This window comes from Peribacillus sp. NPDC101480 (assembly GCF_050277335.1).
Lineage (GTDB): Bacteria > Bacillota > Bacilli > Bacillales > DSM-1321 > Peribacillus.
This window is the reverse complement of record NZ_JBNNSB010000001.1, coordinates 249,150-265,762: the sequence shown is the minus strand read 5'-3', so window position 1 is coordinate 265,762 and position 16,613 is coordinate 249,150. Positions and strand designations below refer to the sequence as shown.

At 38.1% G+C, this 16,613-nt stretch carries 16 protein-coding genes; 5 read left to right on the top strand and 11 right to left on the bottom strand.

Features of this window, described 5'->3' with window-relative positions; translation table 11 throughout:
- Window positions 1–154: 154 nt before the first annotated feature.
- The 5 genes from ACQKMF_RS01400 to ACQKMF_RS01380 all read right to left on the bottom strand — a co-directional run bounded on the left by ACQKMF_RS01400 (window position 155) and on the right by ACQKMF_RS01380 (window position 4,934).
- Complete coding sequence (locus ACQKMF_RS01400; RefSeq protein WP_427571486.1) at window positions 155–592, bottom strand: SMI1/KNR4 family protein; 438 nt, start codon at window positions 590–592, stop codon at window positions 155–157.
- A gap of 6 nt (window positions 593–598) precedes the next feature.
- Window positions 599–2,383, bottom strand: coding sequence for a ribonuclease YeeF family protein (locus ACQKMF_RS01395; RefSeq protein ID WP_427571484.1), 1,785 nt, complete (start codon window positions 2,381–2,383; stop codon window positions 599–601).
- 300 nt (window positions 2,384–2,683) lie between these two features.
- Window positions 2,684–3,511: a MetQ/NlpA family ABC transporter substrate-binding protein gene (locus ACQKMF_RS01390; RefSeq protein WP_427571482.1), complete on the bottom strand. Its 828-nt coding sequence runs from the start codon at window positions 3,509–3,511 to the stop codon at window positions 2,684–2,686.
- Between the two features lie 18 nt (window positions 3,512–3,529).
- Window positions 3,530–4,192, bottom strand: coding sequence for a methionine ABC transporter permease (locus ACQKMF_RS01385; RefSeq protein WP_101223248.1), 663 nt, complete (start codon window positions 4,190–4,192; stop codon window positions 3,530–3,532).
- The gene (locus ACQKMF_RS01380; RefSeq protein ID WP_427571479.1) at window positions 4,185–4,934 is read right to left on the bottom strand and encodes a methionine ABC transporter ATP-binding protein; all 750 of its coding nucleotides are present in this window, start codon (window positions 4,932–4,934) and stop codon (window positions 4,185–4,187) included. The genes ACQKMF_RS01385 and ACQKMF_RS01380 overlap by 8 nt, the downstream gene beginning before the upstream one ends.
- A 297-nt stretch (window positions 4,935–5,231) precedes the next feature.
- Between ACQKMF_RS01380 and ACQKMF_RS01375 the strand changes: the two genes are divergently transcribed.
- Together ACQKMF_RS01375 and ACQKMF_RS01370 are read left to right on the top strand one after the other, a co-directional pair.
- Window positions 5,232–6,026, top strand: a complete 795-nt coding sequence (locus ACQKMF_RS01375; RefSeq protein ID WP_427571477.1) for an alpha/beta hydrolase — start codon at window positions 5,232–5,234, stop codon at window positions 6,024–6,026.
- Window positions 6,027–6,449: 423 nt separating this feature from the next.
- On the top strand, window positions 6,450–7,640 hold the full coding sequence (locus tag ACQKMF_RS01370) for an MFS transporter (protein WP_350300055.1): 1,191 nt from the start codon (window positions 6,450–6,452) through the stop codon (window positions 7,638–7,640).
- A gap of 205 nt (window positions 7,641–7,845) precedes the next feature.
- On the opposite strand, the gene ACQKMF_RS01365 is transcribed toward ACQKMF_RS01370, so the two are convergent.
- The 3 genes from ACQKMF_RS01365 to ACQKMF_RS01355 form a co-directional block, all read right to left on the bottom strand.
- Window positions 7,846–8,172, bottom strand: coding sequence for a hypothetical protein (locus ACQKMF_RS01365; RefSeq protein WP_402939563.1), 327 nt, complete (start codon window positions 8,170–8,172; stop codon window positions 7,846–7,848).
- Between the two features lie 24 nt (window positions 8,173–8,196).
- Window positions 8,197–8,355, bottom strand: coding sequence for a DUF2599 domain-containing protein (locus tag ACQKMF_RS01360; protein WP_427571474.1), 159 nt, complete (start codon window positions 8,353–8,355; stop codon window positions 8,197–8,199).
- A 560-nt stretch (window positions 8,356–8,915) separates the two neighbouring features.
- On the bottom strand, window positions 8,916–9,428 hold the full coding sequence (locus ACQKMF_RS01355) for a helix-turn-helix domain-containing protein (RefSeq protein ID WP_427571472.1): 513 nt from the start codon (window positions 9,426–9,428) through the stop codon (window positions 8,916–8,918).
- Window positions 9,429–9,592: 164 nt separating this feature from the next.
- Here ACQKMF_RS01355 and ACQKMF_RS01350 point away from each other — a divergent pair, with 164 nt between their 5' ends.
- The gene (locus ACQKMF_RS01350; protein ID WP_427571470.1) at window positions 9,593–10,891 is read left to right on the top strand and encodes an MFS transporter; all 1,299 of its coding nucleotides are present in this window, start codon (window positions 9,593–9,595) and stop codon (window positions 10,889–10,891) included.
- 33 nt (window positions 10,892–10,924) lie between these two features.
- Window positions 10,925–11,908, top strand: a complete 984-nt coding sequence (locus ACQKMF_RS01345) for an ornithine cyclodeaminase family protein (protein ID WP_427571468.1) — start codon at window positions 10,925–10,927, stop codon at window positions 11,906–11,908.
- Between the two features lie 331 nt (window positions 11,909–12,239).
- Here ACQKMF_RS01345 and ACQKMF_RS01340 read toward each other — a convergent pair whose 3' ends face one another.
- The 3 genes from ACQKMF_RS01340 to ACQKMF_RS01330 all read right to left on the bottom strand — a co-directional run bounded on the left by ACQKMF_RS01340 (window position 12,240) and on the right by ACQKMF_RS01330 (window position 14,863).
- A complete protein-coding gene (locus ACQKMF_RS01340; protein WP_427571466.1) occupies window positions 12,240–12,776 on the bottom strand; it encodes a hypothetical protein in 537 nt (178 codons plus the stop codon).
- 378 nt (window positions 12,777–13,154) lie between these two features.
- On the bottom strand, window positions 13,155–13,832 hold the full coding sequence (locus ACQKMF_RS01335) for a cell surface protein (RefSeq protein WP_427571464.1): 678 nt from the start codon (window positions 13,830–13,832) through the stop codon (window positions 13,155–13,157).
- A gap of 572 nt (window positions 13,833–14,404) precedes the next feature.
- Window positions 14,405–14,863, bottom strand: coding sequence for an SRPBCC family protein (locus ACQKMF_RS01330; RefSeq protein WP_230178146.1), 459 nt, complete (start codon window positions 14,861–14,863; stop codon window positions 14,405–14,407).
- A gap of 214 nt (window positions 14,864–15,077) precedes the next feature.
- Here ACQKMF_RS01330 and ACQKMF_RS01325 point away from each other — a divergent pair, with 214 nt between their 5' ends.
- Complete coding sequence (locus ACQKMF_RS01325; RefSeq protein ID WP_427571461.1) at window positions 15,078–16,346, top strand: ATP-binding protein; 1,269 nt, start codon at window positions 15,078–15,080, stop codon at window positions 16,344–16,346.
- The last annotated feature ends 267 nt before the right edge of the window (window positions 16,347–16,613 follow it).

The window sequence follows — 16,613 nt, the reverse complement described above, 5'->3', positions numbered from 1 at the left end:
CCTATTTGGTTTCAATCCACCTAAGTGATAGACATTGACATTCAGTAGTAGAGTTATTTCTATTCTTTAAATTATAAACGGTTCACTGGGAAGCCCTACAAAAAAAGGAACCTTGAAAGGCATTTTGCCAATCAAGGATAAGTTTCAATAGTTATTACTCCATCATATCAAAAAAGTATTCATTGTCTTCATCAACTTTTTTTATAAAACTCTCTAATGAATCAGCTATTTTATTGTCAAAGAAGTGTACAGAGGTCCTTTGAGTATCATTTAAATCAAGTGTTAAATATACACCCTCGTTTACTTCATAAAAAACAAGTTTGTCTGCTTCTTCATATATCCCCTCTAAGTCAGGGTCATACTCATAGATACCTTTCCTTAGTGTAATATCTGCAATAGTATCAGGATCCATTAATCTACTTATTGAATTCTCATTATTGCCTTTAAAAAAACCATAACCAACTTCTAAGTAAAACTCCCTTAGTTCAGGGGGAAATTTAAATCCGAGTCTTTCCTCTGCTTTTATAAGGTCTTTTTCTTTTAATGGAAAAAACTTATGATTACTATTTTTAATATAATCAAATTTAGCCACCATCAATTACCTCCTTGGAAACAATTTATTTGATGGAGATCCTTTACCATGAATGCCTGCCTGATGTTCATCAGGAAATTTGGCAGGATGTATATTCCACCATTCATGTGGACCACCAAAATTATTTTCTATAATATGATGCGCATCATAAGGTTGCCCGATATCTCTTGCGACTCTACCGTTCTTATCATAAACTTCTTCAGTATAACGGGGCCATTTTTGACCTGTTTTTCCTTCCCATTCACTTATTAGTTTGTCTTTTACACTGTTAAACTTGTTTCTATGTTTCATAGTATCAAGTGGTGTCATTTTTTCAAATTTATGATTCCTTAAAGCTTCCTTTAATTGTTCCGTTTGTGCTTTATGAATCTTTAATCCTGTTATTGTCTCGACATTTCTAATATAATCTTTAGCTAAATCGTAATCAATTTTACCCGTACGCTTACCACTAACTTCCGACTCCACTTTCGCCATCGAAATTAGCTGTTCTTTTAACCACGCACCATTAACCACATTATAAGGTACTGCCCCTGCCAACGACAGTTGTTTTTTTGGATTGTATGGCAATAAGTTAGGGATAGAGGCTAATTCTTTTGCTTTCGCAACTCCTTTAACTGCAGCGGCTTTGGTTGTCGCTACCCCAGTTTTCGTTACAGCACCAGCGCCTTTTGTTCCTACCACCGATGTGACGACTGTTCCAAGGGCATAAGTTACCCAATGAGACCGCGAAATGGCATCGCCATTTACCATATCCCGTTCATATGAGTCGGAGATGGATTTGGATATATATTTATAGGTTTTTATCGGGTGCATGATTGAATTTGCTACGCCTTCAACCGTTTCCCCAGGATCTGTGACGAAGTCCCAAACTCCTGTCACGAAGTCTTTACCTACATCATAAAGGCCTACGCCGATTCCTTTTGTAATGTCTGCGGTTTGCTTGGACGCTTCTAGCTGCATGACATATTGCTGCTGGGTGGGCGCTAAGTTTTCATACCCGATCTGCTTGGCGATTTTGAGGAACTCGTCTGGATCTGTTACATGATCGAGTTGTGCCTTCAAGTCTTTGATCCGGCGATTCTCCGCTTCTTCTTTCTTAACCTTGAGATATTGCGCGGTTTCTTTTTTCCTTACTTCCAGGTTTTTATAGGCTTCACTATTTTTATAAGCTGCTGCATTAAAATAGAGCGGGGATACTACTCCTCCCCTTGTACTGGATACTTTCAATTGCTCCATGAGTGCCGTCACTGCCGCTTGGTCTGCTTCGGATTTAGCATATTCAGCCGTCCACTTATGATCAATCTCGTTTACTTTGTCTATCGTTTGGTTCCGTTTCCTTTCAGCTTTCTCCATATTCTCAAAGAACACATCATCGGAAAAAGGTTCTAATTGAATGATATCATCAATTCCAGCCAATATTTTTTTCAGATCATTTTTTTGGGCTGTGACCATTTCCTTGGAATTTCGACTGGCGCTTTCCAGCTCTTCCTCTAAAAAAGGAACCGTAACCACGGTTTCACTCAGGTTAGCTTCGATTGTATCTCCTTGAATTCCACTTAAAAAGGCAACATGCCGATTGATCAGGCGCAGCCAAGAATCCACGACATCGATCTGTGCTTTATAGAACCCTTTGATTGCCTCTGCGCCTTGCCCCTGCAGCTCATCATCCAAATGAACGATACTCTCAAATCCTTTTTTTAATTCCGTGAGCTGTTCTTTCAGGTCCTTATATTGTCCGACACGCGTTTCCATGGCAGAAACTAGTGTTTGAGATTCGTAAATCATCGACATAATGGAAAGTCCTTTCAACTTCTTTTCTTATTCATTTCTATGTAATATTTTTATTCACTGTAAAATTATGGACTAAATATATTTTAGAAGAGTTTCTATATTTATTCAAGAAATGAAGGGACTTTTTACTAAACGGATTTATTAGTATAAAGAAGGTAGGATAATAGAGTATTTCCTTAAGCTTTGAACAAAAATATGCTGTCCAGGAGCCAGCTAGACAATGGGCGATCACAAAGTTAAACCGACACGTAAAAAAAGGGCTATTCCTGTTGAAGGAATAGCCCTTTCTTTGTATCAAAATTAAAATGCCGGTATGGCCGTTTCACTATATTTCTCTTCTAAAAATTTGCGTACCTCTGGGCTTGTCATGGCCTTGGCCAACTTTTGGACTGGCTCAGAATCCACGTTATCCTTGCGTGCCACTAATGTAATCGCAAAGTCATTTTCAACACCTTCTGTGAGAAGGGCGTCATTTTTTGGTGTCAAACCAAGCGGTGCAGCGTAAGCAGGTGTTATCACTATCGCATCTGCTTCATCATACGTTCTCGCTAGCATTAATAAATCGACTTCTTTAAACTTATAGTTTTTAGGGTTATCAGTGATATCAGACATTGTATAGTATGGACCCTTTTTTTCCTTTAAAGTGATGACTTTATGCTGTGCCAGCAATGCCAATGAACGATCGATATTCGACACATCATTTGCAATGGCAATAACGGCACCCTCTGGCAATTTATCCATTGAATCGTATTCTTTGGAATACACCCCATAATTGGCAAAATAAATTGGTTTCACCGGTACAAGCTCGGCATTTTTGTTTCGATTGAATTCCTCCATATATGGAACGTGTTGGAAGAAATTCACATCCACTTCTTTTGCCGCTAGTGCGGTGTTAGGCTGCACATTATCACCTAATACAACCATTTCCAGGTTAATGCCCTCCTCTGCCAGCTTTGGTTTAACTAGCTCAAGAATTTCCGTCATTGGGGGAATGAGTGAGGCCACTTTCAATGTTACCTCTTCCTTCTCCTGATTCTGCGCATTTTCTTTCTCTTTTACTTCATTCGTCTTTCCACATCCTACTAAAAACAACATAATTGCTGCCATGAGAAAGAGTACTTTTTTCATGATGTTTCCCTCCATTATTTATCTTTTATCAATCATTCTGGCTACTGCCGTGCCAATAAATTGGATAAGCTGTACTAGAATAATCATAATGATAATCATATAAATCATTAGCTCTGTTTTAAACTGCTGATAGCCATACCTGATGGCAAAGTCGCCGATACCGCCGCCTCCGACCACTCCCATGATTGTTGAATAGGAAATAAAGCTGATAATCGATGTTGTTAGTCCGAGGACAAGCCCTGAACGAGCCTCCACGTAAAGGAATTTAAATATGACATCCTTTACAGAAGCCCCCATGGAAATGGCTGCCTCGATCACACCCTTTGGCACGTCCAATAAAGATTGCTCGACCAATCGCGAATAATGGGCAATGGCAATGATCGCTAATGGAACGCAAGCAGCTGCTGTACCAATGGCTGTGCCGATTATGAGTCTTGTAAACGGAATCAAAAAAACCACCAATAACAAAAATGGAAAAGAACGAATAATATTGACCAATAAATTCAAAATTGAGAAAGCCCACGGATTTTCAAGCAAATGACCCTTCCTACAAAGAAATAGCAAGGTCCCGACTGGCAATCCAATTAAAATCGCAGCTAAAATGGACACACCAACCATAGTAATGGTTTCTCCAATAGACTGCCAAATTTCTGCCTCATATTGAACTAAAATCTCAGGCATGTCCTAGCCCACCATTCTCTGCTAATTGTTCGATAAAGTATTCTGGACGATTATTCCTTTTTTGAATCCCAGTTGGTTCGATTAAGACCGTGTCATAAATCTCTCCATCTGCCATGATCGATACACGATTACATATACTTTTAATGACATCCAGCTCATGACTAACAATGACAATCGTCACACCGAAGCGTTTGTTTATGTTCTCTAGCACATCTAATATTTCAGCCGTTGTATTTGGATCAAGGGAAGAAGTTGGTTCATCGCATAACAACACTTGCGGGTTATTTGCCAATGCCCTTGCAATGGCAACACGCTGCTTTTGTCCTCCGCTTAATTGTGCAGGATATCTCTCCATCTCACCCTCCAATCCGACAAATTGGAGACACTCTACAACACGGCTCCGACGTTCCTTCTTTGGATAATTTGCCAGCTCTAAAGAGGCTGCCACATTGTCATAAACCGTTTTATTTGCCACAAGATTAAAATGCTGAAAAATCATGCCAATCGACTTCCGTGCCCCTCGAAGTGCTTTTTTGTTCAATGTGGTCAATCTTTGGTCGTTTACCTCCACTTCGCCCGCATCTGGGGTCTCCAACAAATTCATTAGCCGCAGCAAGGTTGATTTCCCTGCTCCACTTGCTCCGATTATTCCATGAATTTCACCTTTAGGTATTTTTAAAGTAACAGACTTAATAGCCTGAAATTGTGAAAATTTTTTACTCACTTGATGCAGGTTAATCATAAAATCCCACTTTCTGTTTGTTGAAAGGTAAGTATAGCGCTCCACATTATCGTTTCATCAAAGAAACACAGCTGATAAATCATTTTATCAACTAATGAGGACCTAATGCAAAGACACAAATTAACAGTTAAAGACTTCCAACCCTATTATCATCCTTATGACTAGATTTTTCTATTAATCGGATTATTCCTTTCAAAATATTAGAGTGTACATTATAATTGATAATGGTTATCATTATCAAATGTTGTTTTCTAATCTTCAAAATATGATTATTCTTAAAGGACGGGGAGAAAATACATGATTCAGTACCTTGATGAGAAAATTGCCAACTATGAGGTATGTGTCATCTTGCCCTCAGGTTACGATCAAACCAAGACATACCGAACGATCTATATGCATGATGGCGGTGAAACTGCTAAGCAAGCTGCAAACTATATCGATCATTTAATTCTTTCAGGGCAAATTGAACCGCTTATCGTTATTGGAATTGAACCCATTGATCGCAAAAATGACTATACGCCATGGGAAGCACCATCACTTGCACCGCATGCTTCCACCTTTGAAGGACGAGCGCAGGTTTATTTACATACTGTCGTAACCGAAATAAAGCCATATATAGATGCCCATTATGCTACCAATCCCGAGCCTTCACATACAGCTATTTCCGGCTGCTCACTTGGAGGACTTGTTTCGATTTTCGCCTCCTATTATTATCCAGAGGTATTCCATCAATTTATCTCATTATCTGCTTCCTTTTGGTACGAGGACGTTCTTCGCTATCTTCAAGGAGAAAAGATTGAACGACAAGGAAATATCCATCTAAAACCATCAGTGAATCGTCAAAGCCATCAGCTCTATTTATATGTCGGGGAATTAGAGGGAATTTATAAAGAAACGATACAAAAGCATATGGTTGACTACACGAAGAAAGCCCACCTAGAATTTATCAAGGAAGGCTATTTGGAATCTAATCTATTATTTGCGTCAGATCCAGAAGGAACTCATGATGACCTATTCTTTACTAACTACTTCATTCAGTCACTTCGTTGGTTATATGGCAGAGAAACTAAAAACGAAAAGTTGGATCGTTAATTGGCCTTATCGATTGCATCACAATAGCCCCCAAGAATGATAATTTCCTCCAGTCTTGGGGACTGCTTTTTCAAAGGTCCTTATCTATTGGCGAAACATACAGCTCAACTGCTAATTCCTTTAATGATAGTCTATTCAGCATGGCATATATAACCTTGCATCCCCTACCATAAACCCTTCATACTTCCAACAGTTATCAAACGCGTTTGATCGATACAATGATCGCAATCAGCATGCAGCGTAACCTCATGCTCGTTCTGTTACGGTAAAATTAGTGAATGATTCAGCTACAAGCTTTCTAGCAAGAAATAACAAACGATAACCAAGCAAGGGTTTTCCTCGTAAAAATGTTTTGTGGTATGATAGTTAAATTGTTTATCTACCCTGTGACACATTTACATTCATCTAAGAAAAGAGGTATTTATGCACGCCACAGAATTAACCAAGCGACATTGGTTGCTCATCTTAACACTTACTTTATTAACATTTGTTCTCGGGACAAGCGAATTTGTTATCGTCGGGATCTTAACCGATATTTCCTCGAGTCTCCATATCACAAATGCCAAAGCAGGCACACTCGTTTCTGCGTTTGCGCTTACGTTTGCCGTTGCCACACCGCTCGTGATGTCGGCAACGAGTCATTTTCCAAAGCGTAAATGGATGTTGTTTCTGATAGGTTCGTTCATCGTCCTGAATGCTTTGTGCGTGATTTCGACGAGCTACATCATGCTCCTTGCACTTCGGATGCTGACTGCGATTGTAACAGGGGTTTTAATTTCCCTTGCCATGGTTGTTGCAAGTGAAACCATGCCGATCGCTAAACGCGGACTTGCTATTTCATTCGTTTTCGGTGGCTTTACGCTTGCAAACGTGATTGGAGTACCGATAGGCACTGTCATCGCTGAATGGTACGACTGGAATGCATCCTTCCTGTTAACGACTTTTCTCGGGGCTATTGCGTTTTTGGCATCCTTCTTCGTATTGCCTACTATGCAAAGTACAATTCGCAGTTCGATGCGTGATCAATTTTCTTTGTTAACACACCCGCGAATTTTAATGGCTTTTTTCATTCCATCTCTTGGATTTGGAGCGACGTATGCCGTTTATACGTATCTTGTTCCGATCCTGAAAGGAATGGAAGCACCAGGCAGTTCAATCAGTTTGATCTTGTTTGGCTACGGATTCATTTCCATTTTCAGCAACATACTTGCTGGTAAAATTGCCAGCTACAATGCTATCGGACGCCTCCGGTTTGTTTTCCTCGTGCAGGCAATCGTTCTGATCAGTTTATATTGGACGACAAATCATTTTATCTTTGGATTGATTAACATTGGCTTGATGTCGTTAATGGCCATCCTTTTAACAACATCCACCCAGCTTTATTTGATAGACCTTGCCGGTATTTATCAACCAAAAGCTACAGGGCTAGCTGCTTCACTGATGCCAGTAGCAAGCAATGTCGGTATCGCCTTTGGTTCCGCACTGGGCGGAGTTGTTTACCATCAGGGAAATTTGCTGAATGTGACATGGGTCGGCGGGCTGGTTGCAATCTTTGCAAGTCTTCTAACATTCCTAAGTTATCGCTTAGACCAAAAACAAAAGAAAGCAGCATAAGAGAAAGCTAAGAACGCTTTGGTATGCTTCCTTTGGTACCTCATCATTTCATGGCATAATAAACGAGATTACAGTTAATCCTTCAAATAAAATGGAGAAAGAAGTATCAAGAACGTTAGTTGTTCTTTGATACTTCTTTTTTAAAAAAACTAGGTGGCTTACCTCTAAAAAACCAAGAGGATAAATGCGATTTACGCTGCCTGAATTATACTCCCTTTTTACCTAGAGTTACCGCCAAAGTAAGGAATATATAAGGATAAGTTAATAAAGTAAGCTCTAAAAAACCCATACTTCCAAAAAGAAATAGCTCTGGCGCGTGTCCGTCTGAATAATATCCTTTTCCGGTCATATACAAGCCAACAAGAAGATACGTTATTATAGATATTCCTATTAAACCATAGCCTATGAAATTAAACTTAATTATTGTAAAACTATGTATTAAAATACCCACATATAACAATCCAAGCAGCAGCAATAAAATCGGTATGTAAAATGGCTCATAAAAATAGTCACTCATACTTTCAATTAGCATCTTATATCCCTTTCAAAAAATTAATTATGTTGGATTACAAGTATTAATATAAATACCAGCCTTTGTTTTATCCGGTCGCCACGGTTCTAAATTCCATGAACTTTTATAAAGTGGAAGATATTTATTCCGATGTTGCCGTCCAAGTATTGACCCTGTAACCCTATTAAAATTACTTTTATTCACAATTATGACTATCCAAAAACACTGCCAATTAAAATGGCGGAGTCGTTTTCACCTAATAATGATAATAAAAACTTTTTCAATATGTTATCCCCCTGACCCTTAGTAAATATGAGTGAGAGTGAGACTGAAACTTAATTCATATTATCCAAAGTATCTATCTTCATCTCTAAAATTGTTCAAACTCTACTTCATACATGGTTCTCTTAAAAGGTATAAATACCTTCAAGTTCCTCGAGTAACTCCTTAGGCAAATCCTCCACTGATTTTCATTTTCTTCTCTCCATCCATTTTCAATTTTTTATAATGGTATAATAACCATAAATCCAGATTAAAAGATCCCAAAATTGAATTCAGGATTTTCAAATATGGAAAACTCCGCATTCTTTGATAAATAATTTATTACTTTAATGATTTGATTTACTTTTTCACATTTAACAAGGTAAAAAGAAAGGATAGATGAACAGTGAGCAATCCCTGTTAACATCTATCCTTTTGTACGACATATAACCTCATTTACAACAACAACCAACTATTTCGTTAACTGGACATATACCGTGACGTTATTTCGACGACACCACCAAAAACCGGACAATTTGATCCGAGAAGTTAAACCAGTAATGGGCTTTTCTAGCATCGAACATGAACGACTGTTGTTCATGGAGTTCTATTCTTTCCCCCTCTATTTCCACTGTTAACTTCCCTTCGATAATGAATAAGAATTCATGTCCGCTATGAGAAAAAGCGCTTCCTTTATTCTCCCCTGGCTTTAACGTGACTAGAATAGGCGAAAAAACAGCATCACGAATGCCGCTGGATAAATTCTGATAATGAAATTGTTCATGATTGTAATCTGAATTTTCTTGGGAGCGGTCCTCAGAAAAAAAGAAGCTTGGGCTGACATCTAATGTATCGGCGATTTTTTTTAATGACTCTAATGTGACGCTTGATTTTCCTCGTTCTACTTGTGATAAAAAGCTGATCGAAACGCCTGTTTGTTCAGCAAGGCTCTTTAATGTTAGTTTTCGTTCTTTCCTCAATGACTTCATTTTTTCCCCGATTGAATCAAAAGGCATAGAGATGCCCCCTTTTTTTACATAGTATCTAGCTACATTATACAGTACAAATTTTGATGAATGTTCCGTCATTAATAAAATAATTGACAGAAAATTTAAAATTATTTACAATGAAGGAAATAACAAATTGAAGTGACACTTCAATTTTAATGGGGTGACTCAAGATGGAGAAGAAACAAATGCGGCGAATTTTAATTGCGAGTTTAGTCGGAAGTTCGATTGAGTGGTTTGACTATTTTTTATATGGAACCGTTGCAGCTCTCGTGTTTAACCAGCTATTCTTCGTGAATGAGGATCCGACAATAGGGCTGTTGCTTTCCTATGCATCCTTTGCGTTAGCATTCTTCATCCGCCCTTTTGGCGGAGTGATCTTTAGTCATATTGGCGATCGCATCGGGAGAAAGAAAACACTTGTTATAACACTTAGTTTAATGGGGGTCGCAACATTTGGGATGGGGCTTCTTCCTACGTATCAAGCCGTTGGTATTTGGGCGCCGATTTTATTAATCACGTTGCGCTTAGTTCAAGGTCTGGGAATTGGCGGTGAATGGGGAGGCGCGCTTTTATTGGCCGTTGAATATGCTCCCGCTGAAAAACGGGGCTTGTTCGGATCTATTCCCCAGATGGGTGTTACAATAGGAATGCTGCTTGGAACCATTGCCTTATCTATTATGACACTGCTTCCCGAAAGCGCATTCATGACTTGGGGATGGCGTTTACCATTTATTTTTAGTGCTTTCCTTGTATTTTTTGGCCTGTGGATTCGTAAAGGAATCGATGAAACACCGTCTTTCAAAAAAGTAAAGGAATCTGGAGAAGTTCCAAAGCTGCCGATTGTAGAAACTCTTAAGAATTATTGGCGTGAAGTGCTTATCGCCGTGGGAGCCAAGGTGGTAGAAACAGCGCCATTTTATATTTTCAGCACATTTGTCGTATCATATGCTACTTCGAATCTCGGTTTTTCACGGACAGCTACATTGACTGCAGTCATGATTGCAACAATTATAACGACAATTTTAATACCATTCATGGGGATGTTATCTGATAAAATTGGCCGCAAAAAGCTGTTTATAGGCGGAACGATTGGGATGGCACTGTTTGCATTCCCATACTTCTGGTTGCTGCAGCAAAAATCGGTACTCCTATTAATCATTGCAACAGTGATAGGTTTAGGGGTAATTTGGGCTCCCATCACAGCTGTTCTTGGAACGATGTTCTCGGAAATTTTCGATGCAAGGATTCGTTATACCGGCATCACACTTGGATATCAAATCGGGGCAGCTCTGGCAGGAGGAACAGCGCCGCTAGTTGCAACTGCTTTACTTAATAAGTTTAATAACTCCTATGTTCCTGTCGCCATCTATATTATTTTTGCATCTGTCCTTTCCCTAGTGGCGATTTGGGCAGTTAAGGATCGCAGCAATCAGAAATTAGACGAAACGCATAATAGTAGCGCCATGTAATCTATGGTTTTTTACTTCAAGGAGGACAATTGAATGTTGGTTATAAATGAAAAGGAAATTCAACAATCATATGGAATGAAGGACGCAATTTCGGATGTAAACGCAGTATTACGTGCACATGGTGCTAGAAAAATAGACAACCCTCATCGCACAGTTCTTGCTTTCCCTCAACACGAGGCATCGGCACTTTACATGCCAAGCGCTGATTTATCTGAAGAAGTTTCGGCGGTCAAAGTCGTTACCATTTTTCCAAAGAATCCTTCAAGGGGGATGGCAACGACACAGGGAGTCATCTTGCTGTCAGATGCAGAAAATGGTGAACATTTAGCATTGTTGAATGCCTCCTATTTAACACGTCTCAGAACGGGGGCATTGAGCGGCATTGCCACAGACTTTCTTGCTCGTAAAGACGCCCGGGTTCTCACGATTATTGGAACGGGAGCTATGGGATTTGAACAAGCAATTGGTGTGTTAGCCGTAAGGGACATTGAACGTATTTTATTAGTCAATCGCACACGAGAGAAAGCGGAGAAATTCGGTGAAAAGCTGCGCGCATTCGGAGTAACCGTTCCTTTTGAAGTTTACGAAGATGTTTCAGCAGCTGTTCGTCAAGCAAATATAATTTGCTGTGCAACCCGCTCGAACGAGCCTGTATTTAATGGGCTGGATTTAAAGCCGGGCACACACATTAACGGGGTCGGTTCTTATTTGCCGGATATGAAAGAAGTGGATAATACCACGGTTTCACGCGCTGCTAAAATTATCGTCGACGATTTTGCGGGCGTGAAGGATGAAGCAGGAGAACTCATACATGCAGCCGATCGGGGAGATTGGTCGTTTAATGATATCCATGGGGAGCTTTATGAACTTGTAATGCGGACCAAAACAGGCAGGGAAAATGAAGAGGAAATTACCTTCTTTAAATCTGTCGGTGCTGCTTACTTTGACCTCGCTGTCGCAAAAGGTGTTTACCGCCAATCGAAAGAACGGAACATCGGGATGGAGATTGAGGTATAACAGAAGCTGCGGTCTATTATTTGATTTAAATCCAGAAGAAATTCATGATAACTTATTCTTTTCAATTACTTCATTAAGTCGCCTCGTCGGTTATTTGGCATTGAAAAAATAGAAACGATGGATCGTTAATCATTAAAATAGCCGCAAAGAATGGTGATGTTCACCAAGTCTCGGCGGCTAGTTTTTCTTTATTTATCGGCGAATGGTACGGACTGCTCATGGCGTCGGCACTACAGACGCATGATTTTCATCCATTGCTACAACAGTTGGTTTTAGGATTGTAAGGCAATAGATGTGTTTAACAATTTAATATACAGAAATCTTTAATTACTTAACTTACGCCAGAATCATTTCCAAGTATTTTCTCTAATAATCCCATCTGACTAACTATTTCAATATCATTTTTAAAATTTTGTAAACTAGCTTTATATTCATCGCATTCTAAATCTTTGGAGTAGCCAATACATAAGTTTAATATACTGTTTAGTTTTTCAGCAGAACCACTAATAAAATAGGTCGTGAGTATTTTATTATTTGTGCTTGCAAGTAGTACAATTGTTGCCATGTCCAGTGCATATTCTATGTCTGTATCTGAAATCTCTCTATTCTTTTTCTTAGGGTATTTAAATTCATAGCTATTAATAGAATGAATTTTTCCTGTGAGTAATTCTAATATCGTTTTATTATAGATTATATATACTTCTTTAATCAGCTTCATTTCTGGAGCATAAGGATCAGCCAGTATATATTTTATACGTTCATCTTCTTTAGGAATCTCTATTCCCTCTAAATTATGCCCTAAAATATAGGCTACTTCCTCAATTCTTTTAGGAGGGAATAACCTTGCGAAGTCGTATTTTTTTTCCATAGAATCTTCCTTTATAAATAAATTTGATAAATTACCAGAGCTTACCTCCTCCGTAGAATGAGTGAGTACCATATTCATGAGGATGGTAATGTGCAAATATACGTTTTCCTTTACCAGCAGTATGTGCTGAATCAAATCTATATCGTCCAGTTGGTGAAGCACCTTTTGCTATACTGAGTGCATTTGATGAGCCAATACTCCAAGTATCTAATCCACTTTTTTTATCTTGAAATTACTTTCGATTTAGATCTACCTGGACCAACCCATAGCCCCTTATAGTTTGAAGTTCTCATTGCTTCATAATGCACATACCTCTTATTTTTTGTGTTATCATTAGCTACCTTACTTGCTACCCATAATGCACCTGCTTTTTAATTTTTATTGCTCAGCATCAAATTCAGATTCTGAACGGTCTCTATCTGTAGGTATTTCATTTTTATATGCATTTTCATACTCAAAAACTACCTCTGTGGCTTCCTCGTTCAAAGAATCTTTACCTTTTTCCATTTTTTCACTAGTCACATCCTGCTTAATACCTTCAACGTATTCATTCGAATTTGGACCAGATACTAATAATGAACCATCATCTTGTGCATACGCTAAAAACACATATGATTTTCCTTCTTCCGGTAATGTATCATCTTCATACAAAACAACAGAAGAGCCATCTTCATTTATCCCTCCAGCCTTTTGAATAGGTATGGAAGTATCTGTAACTAGATTACCCTTTATATTTTGCAGAACAGTAACTTCGTAATTTGTATACGGTGTTGAAACCTCTTTAGCACTGTCACTAGTTTCAATTGTTACAGGATCTTTGTATAGAGTGTCAACATCTTCATCGACTCGGCCTATAAAAACGTAATCTGCATCACCTACAGTTTCATTTGGATCATCCACATCTACAGCAAAAGTACCATCCATTTGAATTACCTTTAGATTCTTTTTATCCTCCGAATTTACATCTTTCTTGGAATTAGAACAAGCTGAAGCTATCAAAGAAAGACTAACTATAAATAATAGTGAAGCAAGTAACCGAACTTTTTTCTTACCCATTTTCCCCCCTCCTCTTCCTGTTAGTATTTCTTATAAGCAGCGGTAAGACGCTCTATCATAATGGCATAATAACCAAAATCTCAGATTAAAAGATTCCAAAATTGAATTCAGGATTTTCACATATGAAATATTCCCCTTTCTTTCTGTTCATTCACAAATTAGATGGGTAAAAAAGATGTGAACCAGTTACTCCTCTCTGTGATACCTTTTTCATACAAATAAAAAAAATGACATCAATGGTACCAAGGTTCGAAAGATTAATACACGACAAATCAAAAAGAATCCATCTTGAAAAAGATGGATCATTTCCTATCTGTGTTACTTTGCCGACTTAGTTTTCACTCAGAGTTGATTGAAACGGAAGGTGCGAGACTCCTGCGGTAAATACGCGTCCAAGGGAGACCCCACAGGCGCAAAAGCGCCGAGGAGGCTCCCGGACCGCCCGCGGAAAGCGATTGCCTGGAGTGGAAATGAACGTCACAATTTCACAAAAAAGCTGGATCATTTTCTATCTGTATTCCTCCACAATCGTGCACGGCTGGGAAGATTTTTCTGGCTTTATCGAAGAGGAGCTAGTTGTTACCCGTTTCTGCTTCAGCTACCTTTTTGACACGGTCTAAAAATTCAACGACCACTTTATCGGTAGCAAATAATAATAATATTTTTAAAAACCACTTTAACGGGCGACTGGTGACTGTATATGTAAAGGAAGTTCTATTGTCATTGATTTTATTTAGTTCATAAAAAGCTGTAATTTCAAACATTTTAGCAAGTATAAATCCTACTTTAAGCTTTTTCTCATTAGTCTCATTCAAATATTCCAATGTTTCTATATCATACTCTTCTGTTCGTTTTCCTTCTCTATATTTTTGGCGATATACACTTCCAACCACTTCTTCCGTTATTTTAACGGGCTTTTGTTCAACTACTTGAGGCATGATTTTTTGCATATTTTCTACAGAACCATCAAGAAACTTCCATACCTGTTCAATTGGAGCGTTTATTTCTATTTCTTTTGTCCATTTTTTCAATGAAAATCACCTCTGCCTCTATTATATTTCCTATATTATGTAAAACCAAATTCGAACTGATAAATCGTTAAATAATTCTAATAAAATTAGATACATTAACCAACTCTTTTAGAATTTAAATGTCTTTCTGTAAATAAATTACTTTATTAAGACTCTCTTTTTTAGTGTTATTCTTGTATAATAAACCAAACGGTTACTTTTTTAGGAGAATCCTATGAATTTTATTTATATTAATCAAAACATATTAGATAATCTCTTTTATATCTTAGTAAGCATTTTGATTTATTACATTTTATTAGATCATGGCAAAAAGTTAAGTCAATATGGTAAGACCCTTATCACTGCATGCATGAGCTTTCCTATTATATTATGTATGAAGTTTCCTATTTATATTGATGAATATTGTGTCCATGATCTCCGGCAAATCCCTTTTATAATAGGAACCCTTTATGGTGGATGGCCTGTAGGCGCTGCCCTGTTAGTCATCATATTATCTTTTAGGTTTGCTTTTTATGGTTTCAATTTACTTACGTTAATTGTATATATCGTTATCTATATTATAACGGCTCTATTTTCTTCCAAATTCAAAAATTTCAATCGAAAAAATAAGCTAAATAGCTCCATACTATTAATATTGTTTCTAGGAATCCTAACCAGCTTTATTTCACTCGCTATGTCTGATTACTTTCGAATAACGGAGGCTTATTTATTTTACTTTATTATCCTCCCTCCTTTCATTATTGCTTTAGCTGTATATATAATGGAAATTTTAAAAGATGCCATTTTAATCCGGACGCAAATGATAAGGCTTGAAAAAATGGAGGTAGTCAGTCAGCTTGCAGCAAGCATTTCACATGAAGTTAGAAATCCTTTAACGGTTGTGAAAGGATTTGTTCAACTGCTGAAGACTCCTGATCTTACTCAGGGAGTAAAAGAACAATATATAGAGCATGTTGTCAGGGAGCTTAATAGTGCAGAATCCATTATTAGTGAATATTTAGCATTTGCAAAACCTGCACTTGAGAAAGTGGATCCTATTTCAATTAACCGTGAAATAGGATATGTAATTGAAATGATCAAACCATTGGCTAGCATGAATTTAGTTACTATATCTAATCAGTTGACTCCAGGCATTACCCGGGGGAATATTCAACATTTCAAGCAATGCTTCCTAAACCTCATCAAGAATGGTATAGAGGCAATGCCAAACGGCGGGGAACTTAATATTGTTTCTTATGTAAATAATTTCGATATCATTATCGAAATCAGTGACAATGGAGTGGGAATGAACAAGGAACAAATAAATCGTTTTGGCGAGCCTTATTACAGTTCCAAAGAAAAAGGAACTGGGTTGGGATCAATGGTGGCTGTCAAGACCATCCAAACGATGAATGGTACACTTCATATAACAAGCGCTTTGAATAGGGGAACAACGATTTCAATAACACTCCCCGTTTATCATGAAGATTATTCTGGAAAATAATAAAAAGTCCGCCGTAAATGGCGGACTTCAGACTGTAGACAAACTCGAAGAAAAGCGAATTTTCCTGCAGTTTTTTTATTTAATAGAAGTTCCAGTTGATTTCAGAAATCCGCTCCCTTTCCGCCGACTGTCTGCCAAGCCTCCTCGACGCAAGCGTCTGTGGGGTCTCGGCTAGACAGTTTATTCGGCAGGAGTGTCGCAAATTTCCTCCATCCAATAAGGATTAAAGTAAAAAACCATAAAAACCGGAGCACTTTATACGACCAG

Bases quoted from the DNA above. Each gene is read 5' to 3' on its own strand.
- ACQKMF_RS01395 (WP_427571484.1), bottom strand. From the start codon at position 2,383: ATGTCGATGATTTACGAATCTCAAACACTAGTTTCTGCCATGGAAACG.
- ACQKMF_RS01325 (WP_427571461.1), top strand. From the start codon at position 15,078: ATGAATTTTATTTATATTAATCAAAACATATTAGATAATCTCTTTTAT.
- ACQKMF_RS01355 (WP_427571472.1), bottom strand. From the start codon at position 9,428: ATGCCTTTTGATTCAATCGGGGAAAAAATGAAGTCATTGAGGAAAGAA.
- ACQKMF_RS01365 (WP_402939563.1), bottom strand. From the start codon at position 8,172: ATGCTAATTGAAAGTATGAGTGACTATTTTTATGAGCCATTTTACATA.
- ACQKMF_RS01345 (WP_427571468.1), top strand. From the start codon at position 10,925: ATGTTGGTTATAAATGAAAAGGAAATTCAACAATCATATGGAATGAAG.
- ACQKMF_RS01340 (WP_427571466.1), bottom strand. From the start codon at position 12,776: ATGGAAAAAAAATACGACTTCGCAAGGTTATTCCCTCCTAAAAGAATT.
- ACQKMF_RS01350 (WP_427571470.1), top strand. From the start codon at position 9,593: ATGGAGAAGAAACAAATGCGGCGAATTTTAATTGCGAGTTTAGTCGGA.
- ACQKMF_RS01380 (WP_427571479.1), bottom strand. From the start codon at position 4,934: ATGATTAACCTGCATCAAGTGAGTAAAAAATTTTCACAATTTCAGGCT.
- ACQKMF_RS01385 (WP_101223248.1), bottom strand. From the start codon at position 4,192: ATGCCTGAGATTTTAGTTCAATATGAGGCAGAAATTTGGCAGTCTATT.
- ACQKMF_RS01335 (WP_427571464.1), bottom strand. From the start codon at position 13,832: ATGGGTAAGAAAAAAGTTCGGTTACTTGCTTCACTATTATTTATAGTT.
- ACQKMF_RS01375 (WP_427571477.1), top strand. From the start codon at position 5,232: ATGATTCAGTACCTTGATGAGAAAATTGCCAACTATGAGGTATGTGTC.
- ACQKMF_RS01370 (WP_350300055.1), top strand. From the start codon at position 6,450: ATGCACGCCACAGAATTAACCAAGCGACATTGGTTGCTCATCTTAACA.
- ACQKMF_RS01390 (WP_427571482.1), bottom strand. From the start codon at position 3,511: ATGAAAAAAGTACTCTTTCTCATGGCAGCAATTATGTTGTTTTTAGTA.